This window comes from Companilactobacillus ginsenosidimutans (assembly GCF_001050475.1).
GTDB lineage: Bacteria > Bacillota > Bacilli > Lactobacillales > Lactobacillaceae > Companilactobacillus > Companilactobacillus ginsenosidimutans.
This window is the reverse complement of sequence record NZ_CP012034.1, coordinates 595,902-611,579: the sequence shown is the minus strand read 5'-3', so window position 1 is coordinate 611,579 and position 15,678 is coordinate 595,902. Positions and strand designations below refer to the sequence as shown.

The 15,678-nt window shown below is 35.4% G+C and carries 12 protein-coding genes and 1 tRNA gene; 12 read left to right on the top strand and 1 reads right to left on the bottom strand.

All coding sequences use genetic code 11. From position 1 onward, the window contains the following. The first annotated feature begins 2 nt into the window (after positions 1 to 2). The 12 genes from lepA (at position 3) to ABM34_RS03100 (ending at position 14,478) form a co-directional block, all read left to right on the top strand. Positions 3 to 1,850 (top strand): translation elongation factor 4, encoded by a 1,848-nt coding sequence (lepA, locus tag ABM34_RS03155; RefSeq protein ID WP_048703286.1) that lies wholly within the window; start codon positions 3 to 5, stop codon positions 1,848 to 1,850. Between the two features lie 70 nt (positions 1,851 to 1,920). Beyond that, positions 1,921 to 2,880, top strand: coding sequence for a quinone oxidoreductase family protein (locus ABM34_RS03150; protein WP_048703284.1), 960 nt, complete (start codon positions 1,921 to 1,923; stop codon positions 2,878 to 2,880). Between the two features lie 404 nt (positions 2,881 to 3,284). Continuing rightward, on the top strand, positions 3,285 to 4,589 hold the full coding sequence (locus ABM34_RS03145; protein ID WP_048703282.1) for a RodZ family helix-turn-helix domain-containing protein: 1,305 nt from the start codon (positions 3,285 to 3,287) through the stop codon (positions 4,587 to 4,589). A gap of 114 nt (positions 4,590 to 4,703) precedes the next feature. Then, positions 4,704 to 6,032 (top strand): dihydrolipoyl dehydrogenase family protein, encoded by a 1,329-nt coding sequence (locus tag ABM34_RS03140; protein WP_048703280.1) that lies wholly within the window; start codon positions 4,704 to 4,706, stop codon positions 6,030 to 6,032. A gap of 179 nt (positions 6,033 to 6,211) precedes the next feature. Then, positions 6,212 to 6,874, top strand: coding sequence for a class A sortase (locus ABM34_RS03135; RefSeq protein ID WP_048703278.1), 663 nt, complete (start codon positions 6,212 to 6,214; stop codon positions 6,872 to 6,874). 64 nt (positions 6,875 to 6,938) lie between these two features. Then, positions 6,939 to 9,251 (top strand): single-stranded-DNA-specific exonuclease RecJ, encoded by a 2,313-nt coding sequence (recJ, locus tag ABM34_RS03130; RefSeq protein ID WP_048703276.1) that lies wholly within the window; start codon positions 6,939 to 6,941, stop codon positions 9,249 to 9,251. Between the two features lie 19 nt (positions 9,252 to 9,270). After that, complete coding sequence (locus ABM34_RS03125) at positions 9,271 to 9,789, top strand: adenine phosphoribosyltransferase (protein WP_048703274.1); 519 nt, start codon at positions 9,271 to 9,273, stop codon at positions 9,787 to 9,789. A 43-nt stretch (positions 9,790 to 9,832) separates the two neighbouring features. Beyond that, positions 9,833 to 9,920 (top strand) — tRNA-Ser (locus ABM34_RS03120). A 720-nt stretch (positions 9,921 to 10,640) separates the two neighbouring features. Further along, positions 10,641 to 11,159: a hypothetical protein gene (locus tag ABM34_RS03115; RefSeq protein ID WP_048703271.1), complete on the top strand. Its 519-nt coding sequence runs from the start codon at positions 10,641 to 10,643 to the stop codon at positions 11,157 to 11,159. Next, on the top strand, positions 11,156 to 12,454 hold the full coding sequence (locus ABM34_RS03110; protein WP_048703269.1) for a glycosyltransferase family 2 protein: 1,299 nt from the start codon (positions 11,156 to 11,158) through the stop codon (positions 12,452 to 12,454). Before ABM34_RS03115 ends, ABM34_RS03110 begins: the two co-directional genes overlap by 4 nt. Before the next feature lie 171 nt (positions 12,455 to 12,625). Next, the gene (locus ABM34_RS03105) at positions 12,626 to 13,141 is read left to right on the top strand and encodes a hypothetical protein (RefSeq protein ID WP_048703266.1); all 516 of its coding nucleotides are present in this window, start codon (positions 12,626 to 12,628) and stop codon (positions 13,139 to 13,141) included. Beyond that, on the top strand, positions 13,141 to 14,478 hold the full coding sequence (locus tag ABM34_RS03100) for a glycosyltransferase family 2 protein (RefSeq protein ID WP_048703264.1): 1,338 nt from the start codon (positions 13,141 to 13,143) through the stop codon (positions 14,476 to 14,478). Before ABM34_RS03105 ends, ABM34_RS03100 begins: the two co-directional genes overlap by 1 nt. An 81-nt stretch (positions 14,479 to 14,559) precedes the next feature. Here ABM34_RS03100 and ABM34_RS03095 read toward each other — a convergent pair whose 3' ends face one another. Continuing rightward, on the bottom strand, positions 14,560 to 15,663 hold the full coding sequence (locus tag ABM34_RS03095) for a lactate oxidase (RefSeq protein ID WP_048703261.1): 1,104 nt from the start codon (positions 15,661 to 15,663) through the stop codon (positions 14,560 to 14,562). Positions 15,664 to 15,678 lie beyond the last annotated feature (15 nt).

Here is a 15,678-nt window from a genome sequence, read left to right as displayed (position 1 = left end):
AAATGGACTTAGATAAATTAAGAGAAAGACAAAAAAATATCCGTAACTTTTCAATTGTTGCGCATATTGACCATGGTAAATCAACGATTGCTGATCGTATTCTAGAACGCACAAAAACCATTGCCAAACGTGATATGAAGGCTCAGGTTCTGGACGACATGGATTTGGAACGTGAGCGTGGAATTACAATTAAATTGAATGCAGTTGAACTTGAGTATGAAGCAAAAGATGGTGAAACTTATATTTTCCATTTGATCGATACTCCTGGACATGTCGATTTTTCATACGAAGTTTCTAGATCATTAGCTGCCTGTGAAGGTGCGCTACTAATTGTTGATGCTGCTCAAGGTGTTGAGGCACAAACATTGGCTAACACTTATTTGGCGATTGATAATGACCTTGAGATCGTTCCAGTTATCAATAAAATTGATCTTCCTTCCGCTGAGCCTGACAAGGTAAAAGAAGAGATTGAAGAAATGATAGGTATTGATGCGGATGACGCTGTTTTAACCAGTGCAAAGACTGGTGTTGGTATCGATGAGTTAATCGAAAGAATCGTCACTGATGTACCAGCTCCAGAAGGCGAAATCGATGCACCATTGAAAGCCTTAATTTTTGATTCGGTTTACGATAGTTATCGCGGTGTTGTTTTAAATGTTCGCTTATTTGAGGGTGTTGTTAAGCCTGGTGACGAAATTGAAATTATGAACAACGGTAAGAAGTTTGAAGTAACAGAAGTTGGTGTAATGTCACCTAAAGCTGTTAAACGTGAGTACTTAATGGCTGGGGATGTTGGCTATATTACTGCCAGTATCAAATCAGTTAAAGACACTCAAGTTGGTGATACCGTTACTTTAGCTGATAATCCAACTGCAGAACCATTAGCAGGATATCGTCAAAGTACGCCAATGGTTTATGCAGGTATGTATCCCGTTGATAATGGAAAATACGAAGATTTGCGTGAAGCACTTGAAAAATTACAATTAAATGATGCTGCTTTGGAATATGAACCAGAGTCATCTCAAGCATTAGGCTTCGGGTTCCGTTGTGGATTCTTAGGCTTGTTGCATATGGATGTTATTCAAGAGCGGCTTGAACGTGAGTTTGATTTGGACTTGATTATTACATCTCCATCAGTTGATTATCATGTTACCAAAACTGATGGCGAAGAAATTGTCGTCGATAATCCTGCTGAGTTGCCTGAGACTTCGGAAATTCAAGAAATTCGCGAACCATATGTACGTGCGGAAATTATGGTTCCAGAAGATTACGTTGGCCCTGTAATGGAGTTATGTCAGCGTAAACGTGGTGAGTTTGTAACCATGGATTATTTGGATAAATATCGTGTGAATGTTATTTATAAATTGCCATTGCTAGAAATCATTTTCGATTTCTTTGATGATTTGAAGTCAAACACAAAAGGATATGCATCCTTAGATTATCAAGTCGAAGATTACGAAGGCAGTGAACTTGTTAAAATGGATATTTTGCTGAATGGTGAGCCAGTTGATGCCTTGAGTTTCATTGTCCACAAAGATTTTGCTTTCCAAAGAGGACGAGACATCGTTTCTAAGCTTAAAGAAGTTATTCCAAGACAAATGTTTGAGATTCCAATTCAAGCAGCCATTGGTAATAAGATCGTAGCTCGTGCAACCGTTAAGGCCTATCGTAAGGATGTTACGGCTAAACTCTATGGTGGTGACAGAACTAGACGTGACAAGCTGTTGAACAAACAAAAAGCTGGTAAGAAGCGTATGAAGGAAGTTGGAAAAGTTTCAATTCCTCAAGAAGCGTTTATGTCGGTTCTTAACCTGAACAGAGGAAAAGAAACAGACACAAATTCTAAATAGTTCCAAATTAACGCTATTGAATGATTGTATTCAATGGTGTTTTTTAATTTCCAAAATGAGGAGAATTTTTATGAAAGCAGCATATATTGAAAAAACAGGATCACCGGAGAATATAATAATTGGCGACTTATTAAATCCAGTAGTTAATCCCGAGGAAGTATTAGTAAAAGTGGAAGCAGTTTCTGTTAATCACGCGGATACATTTGTTAGATCAGGAGCATTTAAGACTGGTATGAACTTTCCATTTGTTTTAGGAAGAGATGCTGTAGGGACCGTGGAACAACTGGGCAAAAAGGTAACAGACTTCCAAATTGGTGATAAAGTTTGGACGAATAGCATGGGCTATGATGGACGACAAGGAACAACAAGTGAATTAATTTCGGTTCCAATCAACCGATTGTATAAGATTCCTACAGGTGTGGATATGTTAAAGCTCGTTGCTACAGTTCACTCATCAGCTACGGCAGTAATTCTTTTAAATGATGTTCTCCAGGTCGAATCAGGCAAAAATTTATTGATTGAGGGTGCTGCTGGTCATGTTGGAACTAAACTTGCATCATTGGGAATTTTGATGGGATTAAATATAACAACGACTAGTAGTCCGGATTATTTCCAAAAAATTCAAAACTTGGGGGTTACCGATTGTCGTGATTATCATGAGAATATTAGTGATATTCATAGTACCTTCGACTACATAGTCGATACCTCTGGGCGGGTATCACTTGAAGATAACTTAGATAATTTGAAGCTTGGAGGGAAGATTGGACTTATAACAGCACCGTCGTCAAATAAGTTCACTTTTTCTGTTAGAGATTTTTACATGAATTTGAAAGCAATTCAAGGTTTTGTTATCAGTCATGCAACTGTAGATCAACTTTACGGTGCAGCACAATTGATAAATAAATACGTGAAAAACCAATTTTTACTAGACGATGATATTTTGACTTTACCTTTTTCTGAAGCAGCACAAGCACACAAAATGTTGGAGGGCAATACAAATCACAAACAACGAATTATATTAACTTTTTAGTGCAAGCGTATTCTTGAAGAAATATGATTATAAAAGTGCACGTTTAGTTAAAATTACTAAATAATGAGTAAATTTTGGTTAATGATTTCTTGTGAAATGAAAATTCAAATTTATGGCTAATTATCAAATTTTATGAATCAATTTTAAAACGCAATATAGCAGTCAAAACTAGGTTAATGGCAAGATTAGAAATGTACACGTTTACATTAGAATGATACCGATTACATTTCATTGATTTGTGAAATGTTGGAAAAATTGTGATATTTAGTTTATTCATGGATAAAAATTTAATGTATTTTCTGAATAATAATTCATAAAAGCGTTTACATTTTAATATTATGGGTATATAATAAATTTATTCATTAATAAAACGAATATATGAATATTTTCTTGGGGGAATGATTATGAAGAAATACAATTTGCTTTATGCTTCAGCATTAGCAATTCCGATTGCCTTACTTAGTGCTGGTAATGCACAAGCTGCTGACACTACTACAAGTAGTAGTTCTCAACCAGCCGTTGAAAATGTGCAAGCTGCTAACCAAACAGCCACATCAACAACTGCCGAAACTAAAGATGCCGTAGTAGCATCAACACAAGCATCAAATTCACCATTGACAGTCACAAATGACCCAACTGCTAATGCTGAATCTGAAAAGACTGCACCAACTGCAGATCCGATTGTGTACACAGATAGCTCTGCATCAACACAAGCTTCTGCTACTTCAGAACCAACAAATGTAAGTACACCAGCTCCAAATCGTGGTAATTATACAGAAGGACGTGCATATTGGATTGAAAACCCTGATTACTTTATTTGGGACACTCCATATGAAAAGACTTCAAATGTTGTAGCTAATGCCTCAGACTACACACACACTGTATTTAAGGGCTTGAATCAAACACAAAATTCAGAAGGTAACTTGTACGAAAAAATTACTAACAATGACAATGTTACTGGTTGGATTTATCTTCCAGCCTTAACTACAACAGAGCCAGAAGCATTAGTTGAAAAACCTGCTGAAACTGCAGCACCAGCTGCAGCTGCCGCAGCAAAATCTGATGCAAAAGCACCTGATATTCTTGGTACAATCAAGGATACTGCAACAAAACTTGGTGATACAGCTTCAGCTATCACAGGTGCAATTGATAATACTCAAAAGCTTATTCAAGAACCTGGAAATGTAATTACTAATGCAATTACACATCCACTTGATAATCTTGGAAAAATTAACACAAGTGTAACTGGACTTAACACAAGCTTATCTGGCTTACATGATTCAGCAAAAACAGTTTTAACAGCTCCATTAAATGATGCTAAGGATGCCGTAGATGGCGTATTCTCAGCTGGAAAATCAGCATTCAACAATGTTAAAGGTGTTGCTGATGACGTAAGAACTGGTGTTAAAGATGCTGCAGGAGATGCTCAAAATGCATTTAACACAGCCAAAGGTGCTGCTGATGATGTAAGAACTGGCGTTAAAGATGCTGTTGGTGACGTTAAAGGCGTTGTTGGTGGTGTTAAGGATGCAGTAAGTGGTGTTAAAAATGCTGCTAGTTCATTAACTGATGGCCTCAAAGGTATTGGTTCAACAATTAGTGATGCAACAACTGGAATTAAAAAATTCGTTGACACAGTGAGCGGTTTAGGTTCAGGTGTTACAAACGCTATTAAGACTATTACTGGTCTACTAGGTGGTAAAGCTTAATATATAAATATCAAAGTTTCAAAGGCGAAATGCTTTTGGAGCTTTTTTTCTGTCTAAAATTTGAAACTAGTCTACAATTAAATTAATTAATCATTTTTGAGGAGGAATGTTTGTATGAAAAACTACGATGTAATTGTTATTGGTGGTGGACCTGCTGGTTTGGCAGCAGCATATAATGTGAAATCTGCCGGCAAATCTGTTGCTATATTTGAAAATGACTTATGGGGTGGGACTTGTCCCAACCGTGGTTGTGATCCTAAAAAGATGCTCCTCAGCGGCGTAGAAGCTCGTGACAGAATTGCACAATTGAAGGGTAATGGATTTTCGGATGTTCCATTTATGAACTGGTCAGAGATTGAGGCATTTAAAGAATCGTATACTAGTAAGATTCCTGCTGGAAGCAAGGGTGGCTTAGATTCAGCTGGCATTGATAATTATCATGGAAAAGTTGAGTTTACTTCGAAAAATGAGCTTAAATTCGAAGATGAAATTTTTACTGCTGATAAATTCATTTTAGCGACTGGTCAACATCCAAGTATTCTAAATATCCCCGGTTCGGATAATATGATTACTAGCAATGAGTTCTTGTCACTGAAACAAATGCCTAAGAAAATAACATTTATTGGGGCTGGATATATTGCGTTTGAATTGGCTAATATAGCGAATGCAACAGGGGCAGAAGTTCATTTAGTTCATCACAATGATCGTCCATTAAAAGCATTTGATGGTGAATTTGTAAATGATATGGTCGAACAAATGAAATCACGTGGAATTAAATTTCATTTCAATATTGATACTAAAGAGATAAAGAAATCTGAGGCTGGATTTGAACTTATCTCTGATAGTTATAAATTAAATTCTGATTTGATTGTTTGTGCTACCGGAAGAATACCAAGCGTCGAGGGATTGAATTTAAGTGCAGCAGGAGTGGAGTATTCAAGAAAAGGAATCAAAGTTAACGGACATCTTCAGACAACAAATCAAAATGTTTTTGCTATCGGTGATGTGGTAGATAGACCTCAGCCAAAACTCACACCAGTCGCCGGTTTTGATGCAAACTATGTTACTGACTATATTGATAAAAAAACAACTGATCCAATTCAATATCCATCAATTCCGACTTTAGTTTATGGTAGTCCAAAAATGGCGCGTGTTGGAATTACAACTTCAGAGGCAGAAGCCAATCCAGACCAATACCGAATCGTCTCATCAAACTTGACTAGTTGGTATACGTATTATCGTATTCACGAGCCAATTGCTAAGGCAAAAATTATTTTTGATAAAACTAACCAGGTGGTCGGTGCGACCGTTTTAACTGAGCAAGCAGATGAGTTGATAAACTTGTTAACGTTAGTAATCGACAAAAAAATTGCTAATGCTGAATATTCAAAATTAATCATGGGATATCCAACTGTTGCCAGTGATTTAGAATATTTGATTTAAACTCCGTTGAGGAGTTTTTTTGTTGACTATTTTTACAGATTCAATTTTGTTATACTTTAGATTATTAATTCAAAAATTTTTGTATGATTCAGTCTCAATAATTTAACTTTTATAATAAATTGGATTATTATGACAAAGAATTCAGATAAATAATTATTAATAGGAATGTGAAGGATACCATGAAAAAATTTTTCTCGATTAGTGGAATAGTTGTATTGTTCCTGATTGCATTAGGATTAATATTTAATGAGCCTATCAAAGAATTTGCAGTTGATCATATGTCTAATAGATTTCTTTCTTCATTAACTGCTGATCAGGTTAAGAAAAATGAAAATAAGAAAGCAAGCTATGACTTCAAGAAAGTCAAGCCTATAAGTGCTAGTCAAGTTGCAAAGGCATCGGTAAACAATGGTGCCGCTGTAATAGGGAAGATGTCGGTTCCTTCAGTTGGTTTGTATCTTCCTATTTTGAAAGGCCTAAGCAATGACGCATTGTCAACTGGTGGTGGAACAATGAAGCCAAATGAGAAGATGGGTAAAGGTAATTACGCCCTGGCTGGACATTACATGACTGATCAAGGTGTTCTTTTCTCAAAGCTTCAAAATGTTCAACTAGGTGATTTGGCCCACATTACTAACATGAAACATGTTTACACTTATAAGGTTTATTACAAAAAAGTCGTTCCACCAACTGCTGTTTATTTAATTGATGATTCACCTGGGAAAAAACTTTTAACGTTAATTACTTGTGCTGATGGTGGTACAAATCGTTGGGCAATTCAAGGTTCATTAGTTAAAACTCAAAAAGCAAATAGTAAAACATTAGCTGTGTTTTCAAAATAAGCCCGTCGGCTTATTTTTTTTGAACGGATAATTGTTTATAATTGATAGGTTAGTAGGTGATGTATTGGTTTCAATTAAATGGACAAAACGTCAAAGTCCAACTCAAGATGAAATTTCAAAATTTTCAAGTGAAAATAATTTAAGCAATACAGTATCGGAATTGTTATTGGAACGAAATTTTTCTGATAAAGAAGAAATAACAGAGTTCTTGAATCCTAATATTACTGGATTACAAGACCCATTTGCATTGCATGATATGGATAAAGCACTGGAAACCTTGGATGAAGTAATTCAAAGTGAAGGCAAAATTGCTATTTATGGTGATTATGATGCTGATGGTGTTACTAGTGCATCAATTATGAGATTAACGCTCAAAAAAATGGGAGTTAATCCAATCGTATTTATTCCTAATAGATTCAAAGATGGATATGGTCCTAATTTAGATGAGTATAAGAAACTAGTTGAAGAAAAACATATTAACTTATTAATCACTGTTGATAATGGTGTGAGTGGTAAAGAGCAAGTTAAGTATTTGAAGGATAATGGGGTAAAGGTTATTATTACTGATCACCATGATTTGCCCGCAGAGTTACCTGAAGCAGATGCTATTGTTCATCCATCAATTCCAGGGTCAGAGTACTTCTGTCCTTATTTATCTGGTGCAGGGGTAGCATTTAAATTTGCTGATGCACTCTTAGGTGACGATGCCCTAAATTTTGTAGATTTGGCTGCAATTGGTACAGTTGCTGATTCAGTAAAATTAGTGGGTGAAAACCGTGTAATTGTCACTGAAGGATTAAAACGTATGAGTAAAAACCAGAATGTCGGTCTCATGGCGTTAGCGAAAAAGACTAAATTGGATTTAAACAAGGTTAATGAGGAGGACATTGGGTTCAAAATTGCCCCAAGGCTTAATGCTATTGGTCGTTTAGACGATGCCACTTCCGCTATGGAATTATTGACAACTAGTGATGCTGGACTGGCAGCAGACATAGTAGATGAAACTGAAGAAATTAATGCCAAACGCCAACAACTGGTTGCGGATGCGTTTGCTGATTCGCAAGAACAAATTCAACAACAAAGTGAAAACGGAGTCCTCGTATTAACTAGCGATACGTGGCATCAAGGAATTCTTGGTATTGTCGCAAGTCGTGTTGTTGAACAAGAACACAAACCAACACTTGTTCTTTGTTATGACAAGGATTCAGAATTATACAAAGGATCGGGCCGTAGTCCAGAAGGGTTTAACTTATTTGATGCATTAAATGCACACAATGAATTATTTGCTGGGTTTGGTGGTCATGCTCAAGCATGCGGTTTCTCTCTTGCTGAACCACAATTAAATGAACTAATACCTTTGCTTCAAGAAGAACCAGCTAAACAAGGATTTGATCCTCACAGCTCTGTTGAAAAATTGTTTGATTTGAATTTCCAAATAAGTGATTTTTCTACGGATTTAATTAACGAAATCAATCAGCTGGCACCTTTTGGTATGGGAAATCCTAAACCGGTTATAAAATTATCAGACGTTCATTTAACCAACAGCACTGGTGTTGGTAAAGACAAATCTCATTTGAAGACGACAATTGCTGATAGTCAAAATCAAATTCCAGGAATTGGATTCAGTTTGTTTTCCAAATCACTGGAAATTAAAGATAATCTCTGTGATGTGTATGGCCAGTTAGGCGTAAATGAGTGGGCAGGTCGTTCGATACTTCAGATGCTGATTAATGACATTGAATTTGCTCCTGAAGCACAAGAAGAAAATAAGCTTGAATCTATCTATATCGATTATCGTCAAAAACAACTTTCAAAAGCATTGATGGATAGATTTGATAGTATTGTTTGCTTCAATGCTGGATACTATCAAATGTTACAAAGACATGATTTGAATGCAAAAGTGGAAATGTTTGATGCTGACTTTAATCATCAAAACATTTTAATATATGACCGTCCTCATGATATTAAGGTTTTTGAGCAATTCTTACAGTCTAATAAGACTGCACATACGGCACTATATTTGCACACAAGTATCAAGAGTGGGTACTTATCACCTGACATGAATAAAATGAAAATTTTGTTAAAATATTTGTATGCACATGATAATATCAAGCCAGATGACATGGAGGTAGTGGCTAAATTCTTGAATATAGATAAAAATGACGCAGATTTCTATTTAAAAGTGTTTTTTGAGCTAAATTTTGTTAAAATGGTAAATGGCTTTGTTAAAAAAGCAGAAGTATCAGAACAACGCGAATTAATCGAATCTCCAACTTATTTGAAACGATTACAACGCAATGATGTTGAAAAAATACTAATTGAATCTAATTTTGATGATCTGCTAAATTGGATCAGTGATTATGACTGTCATAACTAGATTGAACGGAGAATGAAAGATGGATATTGATTTTAAGAAATATGTTGCTGATGTTCCAGATTTTCCAGAACCTGGCATATTATTTCGAGACATTTCACCATTAATGTTGGATGGCAAGGCATACGGTGCTGCAACTGACAAAATTGTTGATTATGCAAAGAGTCGTGGTGCAGAAATGATTGCCGGACCGGAAGCACGTGGATTCATCGTGGGATGTCCAGTTGCCTATAAATTAGGTGTAGGTTTTGCACCTGCACGTAAGAAGGGTAAACTTCCTCGTGAAACTGTTTCAGTAACATATGATCTTGAATATGGTCAAGGTTCTTTATGGATGCAAAAAGATGCCGTGAAACCTGGACAAAAAGTCTTAGTCGTTGATGATTTAATGGCAACAGGTGGGACATTAGCTGCAACAATCAAATTAGTTGAAAAACTAGGTGGTATTGTTGTGGGTACAGCATTCTTAATTGAATTGAAAGACCTCCATGGTCGCGACAAGATTAGTGGATATGATATGTTTACATTAATGCAGTATTAATTTAAGATAAATAAAAAGGCCTGGTTATTCCAAGCCTTATGATGGTGAGTTGGCAGAGTGGTAATGCACCGGACTCGAAATCCGGCGAACCGGCTAATACCGGCGCGCAGGTTCAATTCCTGTACTCACCTTAAGCTAGCTTTAAGTAGAACTCCTTGCGAGTTCTACTTTTTTTGTCGAAATTTTAAAAACTCAGATAAGTTTGTTCATTTTGCTTGTCGTCTCCAGAACTGAGAATATTTTGCTGCTGTGCGGGACGTCTTGAGCCAAAAATCGGTCTCAAGACTCGGTTTGAAGCCTTACCAAAGTTCGGTAAGTCTCCAAACTCGCCCGGTGGTATAAGAGCTAAAGCTCTAACACCACTTTCACTGCTGGAAAATATTCTCAGTCCTTGCGACTAAATTTGTTTCTTATATTAATTTAACAAAAATGGGTAATATTACACTTAAATATGTAAGTGTGTCGTTATTCTTTTTTTAGTTTAAACTAATACAAAAAAACCAAAAAATGCTGTTGTATATTCAATTAGTTAGTAAATATCCAGATACATAATGTTTTATTGAGAAGGAATTTGTATCAAGGTATTGGTAAATCGTTATTCTTGCATTTATTATAAATCCCATTAACATAAGGGTGAATTAAACGGGATGTAGTAGGATTCCTGTGTCTAGATATTGGGATTTATTAATATTGATTATTATTTAATATGTTTTCAAAATTGCGTGAAGTAAGTAATAGATGCTTGTTTTAAAGTGATTTTGTAAAATGTTTCTCACCTTCAGACTTAAGACTATAAAAAAAACTGTGTCTGAAAATAACTTATATAGGTAAAAAAGTTATGGGTGATAATAATGAGAGCAAGAAGATCAAAAAAGAGTGATTCTCCAGTTAATGGCTATATTCACGATGCCTTCTTTGAAAAAGGTCATTGGTTTTTAAAAACTCGGCAAGTTCTGATGACAATTCTATCTTGGGTAATCATGATTATTCCAATTTATTGGACAATTTCCATCACACTTGGTAGTAAGCATTGGAAGGGACAACCTTTTTCAATTCCAGAAGGTAAAGATTTATTTTATTTCTTCACGAAATTTTTTGCATATGCGTTTGTTATTTTGGCAATCATTACTATTGGTTTCACCTTATACAACAATTGGTATACCAAATATCATGTAAAGCGCCATGCAATTTATGATGAGAAACGGTTGTTAGCAAGACGTGAGGCTATTAAGGATTTTTATACTTCAAAATTTGGGGAAAGATATTATCGACGCAACAATGTTAGATATTATGTTGTAACCCCCGAAAATAATTTGGAAATTAAATCTATTGATAAAATCTATAGTAAGTTTGAGGCAACAAAATTATGATTAATACAGGAATCACGACTTTTGATTCTGTGGCTAACATTCTTTTGTTGATATTGATCGCATATCCAATTCTAGGATCATTTTGCTGGTTAATCGGAATTGTTTGTTATCAATTTTTGTATTCTCACAGAATTACTAAGTTTAAGAAGATAGATAAAAGTGCTGAACCTTTTGTTACAATCATGATTCCTGCTCACAATGAGGAAATCATGATTGAACATACCATAAATTATTTGATGAATGACTTAAATTATTCACATTATGAAGTTTTGGTAATTGATGATGGTTCAACTGACCATACTCCATTGATACTCAAAAGATTAATGGATAAATATGATAATCTCAAGGTTATCAAAATTGAAAAAAACCAGGGTAAAGCACATGCTTTCAATATTGGTGTAGCTTTTGCCAAAGGTGAGTTTATTTTAAGCAATGACGCAGATACTATCCCTGAACCGGACGCACTTTGGAAATACATGAATTACTTTAATACCTCTGATGGACAAAATATTGCGGCAGTTACAGCAAATATGGATGTTCAAAATCGTGATACTATCATTTCAAAGTCGCAAACTGTTGAATTTGCAAGTATTATCGGAATTATCAAACGAAGCCAAATTGGTGTTTTTGGTAACATGTACGCCTACAGTGGAGCAAACACGATGTACCGTCGAGATGCTTTGATTGATGTTGGATTGTTTAGACAGGATCGTGCTACTGAAGATATCAGTATTGCTTGGGATCACCAAACAAGTGGTTGGTCAACTGTCTTTGCTCCAAATATTGTGTTCTATATGAATGTTCCTGACAATCTTAAAGGATTGTACAAGCAAAGAAAACGTTGGGCAAAAGGTGGAGCAGAAGTGTGGCTCACAAATTTTTGGAAAATTGTTTTACATCCGATCCACTTTACGAGACAGGTTGCATTTATGATTGATCAAACATTTAGTATTACTTGGTCATTTTTCTACTTTATCAGTTTGTTATTGTTTGTTGGTTCAATATTTAGATTTGCATTTACAGGCGATCTAAAACAAGTGATATATTTGTTCGCGATGTCGTTTGTATTCATTACTTTTGAAATGTTCGCAGGCTTTTTACAACTTGGAGCGGCCTTGATTGTTGATGGAAGTGGCCAAAAATTAAAATATCTACTATTTATGCCGTTTTATACCTTGGTTTATTGGCAAGTAAATTCCGTAGCAGTAGTCACGACTTTTATACCGGCAATTAGATCGATTATGGGCCATGGTTCTGGTACATGGGAAAGTCCTAAACGGCATATGCATAGTTAGTAATAGCTTTTATTGAATCCCTTTGGGTTTGATGAAAGCTTTTTTTATGTTTTCAGAAAAAACTCAAAAGGTTAAATGATTTTATCAATATATTGATTTTGATAAACGAATCCATTCAGATTATAATAATATTGGTTTTTAAATATTAATATCTGATATTGGGGGAATTATATGGATCAACAAACAGAGGATGAAAGTATTGAAGATCTAGAGAAGTATTCTCATGATGCTTTCTTTGAAAAAGGACATTTTTGGTTGAAAGCGAGACAAATTCTGATCACTTTGATTTCATGGATATTCGTTGTCGTTCCGATTTGGTGGACATTTTCAGCTACAATTTTCGTCAATAAGAATTTTATGAAGACTGTTTGGTCATACGCTGAAGGTCGAGAAATATTTTATTCATACGGAAAATTCTTTATTATTGCCTTTATAGTTTTGGCGGTCATAACTGTGTTATTCACTTTGCACAATAACCACTATACAAAACAGCATGTTAAGAAAATTACAAATTATGATGAGAAACGTTTGTTATCAAGACGTAATGCCATCAAAGATTTTTATACTGAAGAATTTGGAGAACCTGAGATTAGAAGAAATGAAGTTAGATACTATTCAGTGACTCCAGAACAAAATTTGGAAGTAGATACGATTGATAAAATTTATAAGAAATTCGAGGACGAATAATGAATGTACATACTGGTATAACAACATTTGATGCTGTCGTGAATTTCTTATTACTTATTCTTGTTTCTTATCCAATTTTGGGTGCATTTTGTTGGTTCATCGGTGTTATTTGTTACCAACTTATTTATAGACACAGAATTACGGAATATGAAGAAATTGATAAAAGTATTCAACCTTTCGTTACTATTATGATTCCTGCACACAACGAAGAAGTCATGATTGAAACGACGATTACATATTTGATGGACGATTTAAATTATACGAACTACGAAATATTAGTTACTGATGATGGTTCAACTGATACAACTCCTGAGATTCTTGCACGATTAATGAAGAAATATGATAATTTAAAAGTTGTTAGAATTGAAAAGAATCAAGGTAAAGCACATGCATTTAACGTGGGTGTTGCATTTGCTAAAGGTGAATTTATTTTAAGTAATGACGCCGATTCAATTCCAGAACCAGATGCTTTATGGAAATATATGAATTATTTCTATAAAGAAGACGGTAAGAATATTGCTGCTGTAACTGCAAATATGGATGTTCAAAACCGTGATACCATGATTGCAAAATCTCAGACTGTGGAATTTTCAAGTATTGTCGGTGTTATTAAGCGTAGTCAAATTGGTGTATTTGGTAATATGTACGCTTACAGTGGTGCTAATACTATGTATCGTCGTGATGCGTTGATCGATGTTGGGTTATTCAGACAAGACCGTGCTACTGAAGATATTAGTATCGCCTGGGACCACCAAATTAGTGGATGGGCTACTGTTTTTGCTCCAAATATTATGTTTTATATGAACGTACCTGAAACATTGAAGAGTTTATATCATCAAAGAAAACGTTGGGCCAAGGGTGGTACAGAAGTTTGGTTGACTAACTTCTGGAAGATTGTTTTGCATCCTTTTAAATATACGAAACAATTAGCGTTCATCGTTGATCAGACATTAAGTATTATTTGGTCACATTTCTATTTCTTAACGGTAATATTATTTTTGATATCACTAGTTCAGTTCCTATTTGTCGGAAACTTTGAACGAGTGTTCCACATGTTTGCAATGTCATTTATTTTTGTAACATTTGAAATGTTCGCTGGACTATTACAATTAGGCTCTGCTTTGATTGTTGATGATCGAGGAAGAAAATTTAAATATCTAATGTTTATGCCACTTTATACATTGGTTTACTGGCAAGTAAATGCACTATCAGTTGTCACAACATTTATTCCTGCAATTAAAACTATTATGGGATATGGACAAGGTACTTGGGTAAGTCCGACTCGTAATGTGAAAAATCAAAATGAAGTACCAACTGAACATCAGCAACAACAATAAAATAAGAGTATTTCTGAAATTAATAAGAAATACTCTTATTTATTTTGATAAGTAACTAATGTATTTTTAATAGTTAAGAAATTATTTTTTGATTAGCTTAGCATGTTTAACATCATCAATTGTCTTAGTTCCTGCTAATTGCATAACTGTCTTAAATTCGTTATTTAGATGTTCAATAACCGAATAAACACCATCAGCACCACCCAAGGCAAGTCCGTAGATAATCGGTCTAGCTAGGGCAACAATATCAGCTCCGCTTGCTAAAGCCTTGAAGACGTGTGATCCACGACGGATACCACTATCAAAGATAACTGGAACTTTATGATTTACGGCTTTGGCAACATCAGCTAGAACATCAAAGGATGCAGGTCCACCGTTTAGTTGTCTACCACCATGATTTGAAACGTAAACACCATCAGCACCAGCGCCAATAGCGATTAAAGCGTCTTCAGGTGACTGTACACCTTTAACAACGACAGGTAGTCCAGTAATATCTTTAATACGTTGAACGTCATCAGGACTGATTTTTTGAGCAGCTGCGGCGTAAATCTCGCCAATCCCTTTACCTTTACCAGCACCAGAGCTAAATTTCTCAAGATTTGCCATTGGGAGTGGGAATTGGAAGTTGTTGATAATATCAGATTCACGATATCCATCAACGGTTGCATCGGCAGTAAGTAGGATAGCCTTTGCGCCCACGCGCTTTGCTTCATTCAACAAACTTTCGTTAAAAGTCCAATCTTTGCTCATATATAATTGGAAAAATTGTGGTGCTCCATTACCAGCCTCAGCAGTGTCAGCAATTGATGTTGAAGCATAAGTGCTCTGAGACATAATTGTTCCGGCTTTAGCAATTCCACGAGCTGTATCCTTTTCAGCTTGGGAGTGGGCCAAGCCTTGAGCAGCAGAAGGTGAAGTTATAATTGGCATTGTTAAATCAATACCAAAAATTGATGTATCAGTTTGTGGATCATCGATATCACTTAATACACGAGGAACAATCTGCACATTATTGAACGCCTTTGTGTTTTCATTTAGAGTCCATTCATCCTCTGAACCGCCACTGATGTATCCAAAGCCACCAGTTGGAATGATTTTCTTTGCTTCTGCTTCAAGACTAGGTAAATTTAAAATATGTAACTCTTTTTCATTATCACTTTGTGTGTAGCCATTAATTTCTGTCATAATTGTTCCCTCCAG

Excerpts from the sequence above, each read along its gene's own strand:
- ABM34_RS03115 (WP_048703271.1), top strand. The coding sequence starts at position 10,641 with ATGAGAGCAAGAAGATCAAAAAAGAGTGATTCTCCAGTTAATGGCTAT.
- ABM34_RS03110 (WP_048703269.1), top strand. The coding sequence starts at position 11,156 with ATGATTAATACAGGAATCACGACTTTTGATTCTGTGGCTAACATTCTT.
- lepA (WP_048703286.1), top strand. The coding sequence starts at position 3 with ATGGACTTAGATAAATTAAGAGAAAGACAAAAAAATATCCGTAACTTT.
- ABM34_RS03135 (WP_048703278.1), top strand. The coding sequence starts at position 6,212 with ATGAAAAAATTTTTCTCGATTAGTGGAATAGTTGTATTGTTCCTGATT.
- ABM34_RS03125 (WP_048703274.1), top strand. The coding sequence starts at position 9,271 with ATGGATATTGATTTTAAGAAATATGTTGCTGATGTTCCAGATTTTCCA.
- ABM34_RS03140 (WP_048703280.1), top strand. The coding sequence starts at position 4,704 with ATGAAAAACTACGATGTAATTGTTATTGGTGGTGGACCTGCTGGTTTG.
- ABM34_RS03105 (WP_048703266.1), top strand. The coding sequence starts at position 12,626 with ATGGATCAACAAACAGAGGATGAAAGTATTGAAGATCTAGAGAAGTAT.
- ABM34_RS03145 (WP_048703282.1), top strand. The coding sequence starts at position 3,285 with ATGAAGAAATACAATTTGCTTTATGCTTCAGCATTAGCAATTCCGATT.
- ABM34_RS03095 (WP_048703261.1), bottom strand. The coding sequence starts at position 15,663 with ATGACAGAAATTAATGGCTACACACAAAGTGATAATGAAAAAGAGTTA.
- ABM34_RS03100 (WP_048703264.1), top strand. The coding sequence starts at position 13,141 with ATGAATGTACATACTGGTATAACAACATTTGATGCTGTCGTGAATTTC.
- ABM34_RS03150 (WP_048703284.1), top strand. The coding sequence starts at position 1,921 with ATGAAAGCAGCATATATTGAAAAAACAGGATCACCGGAGAATATAATA.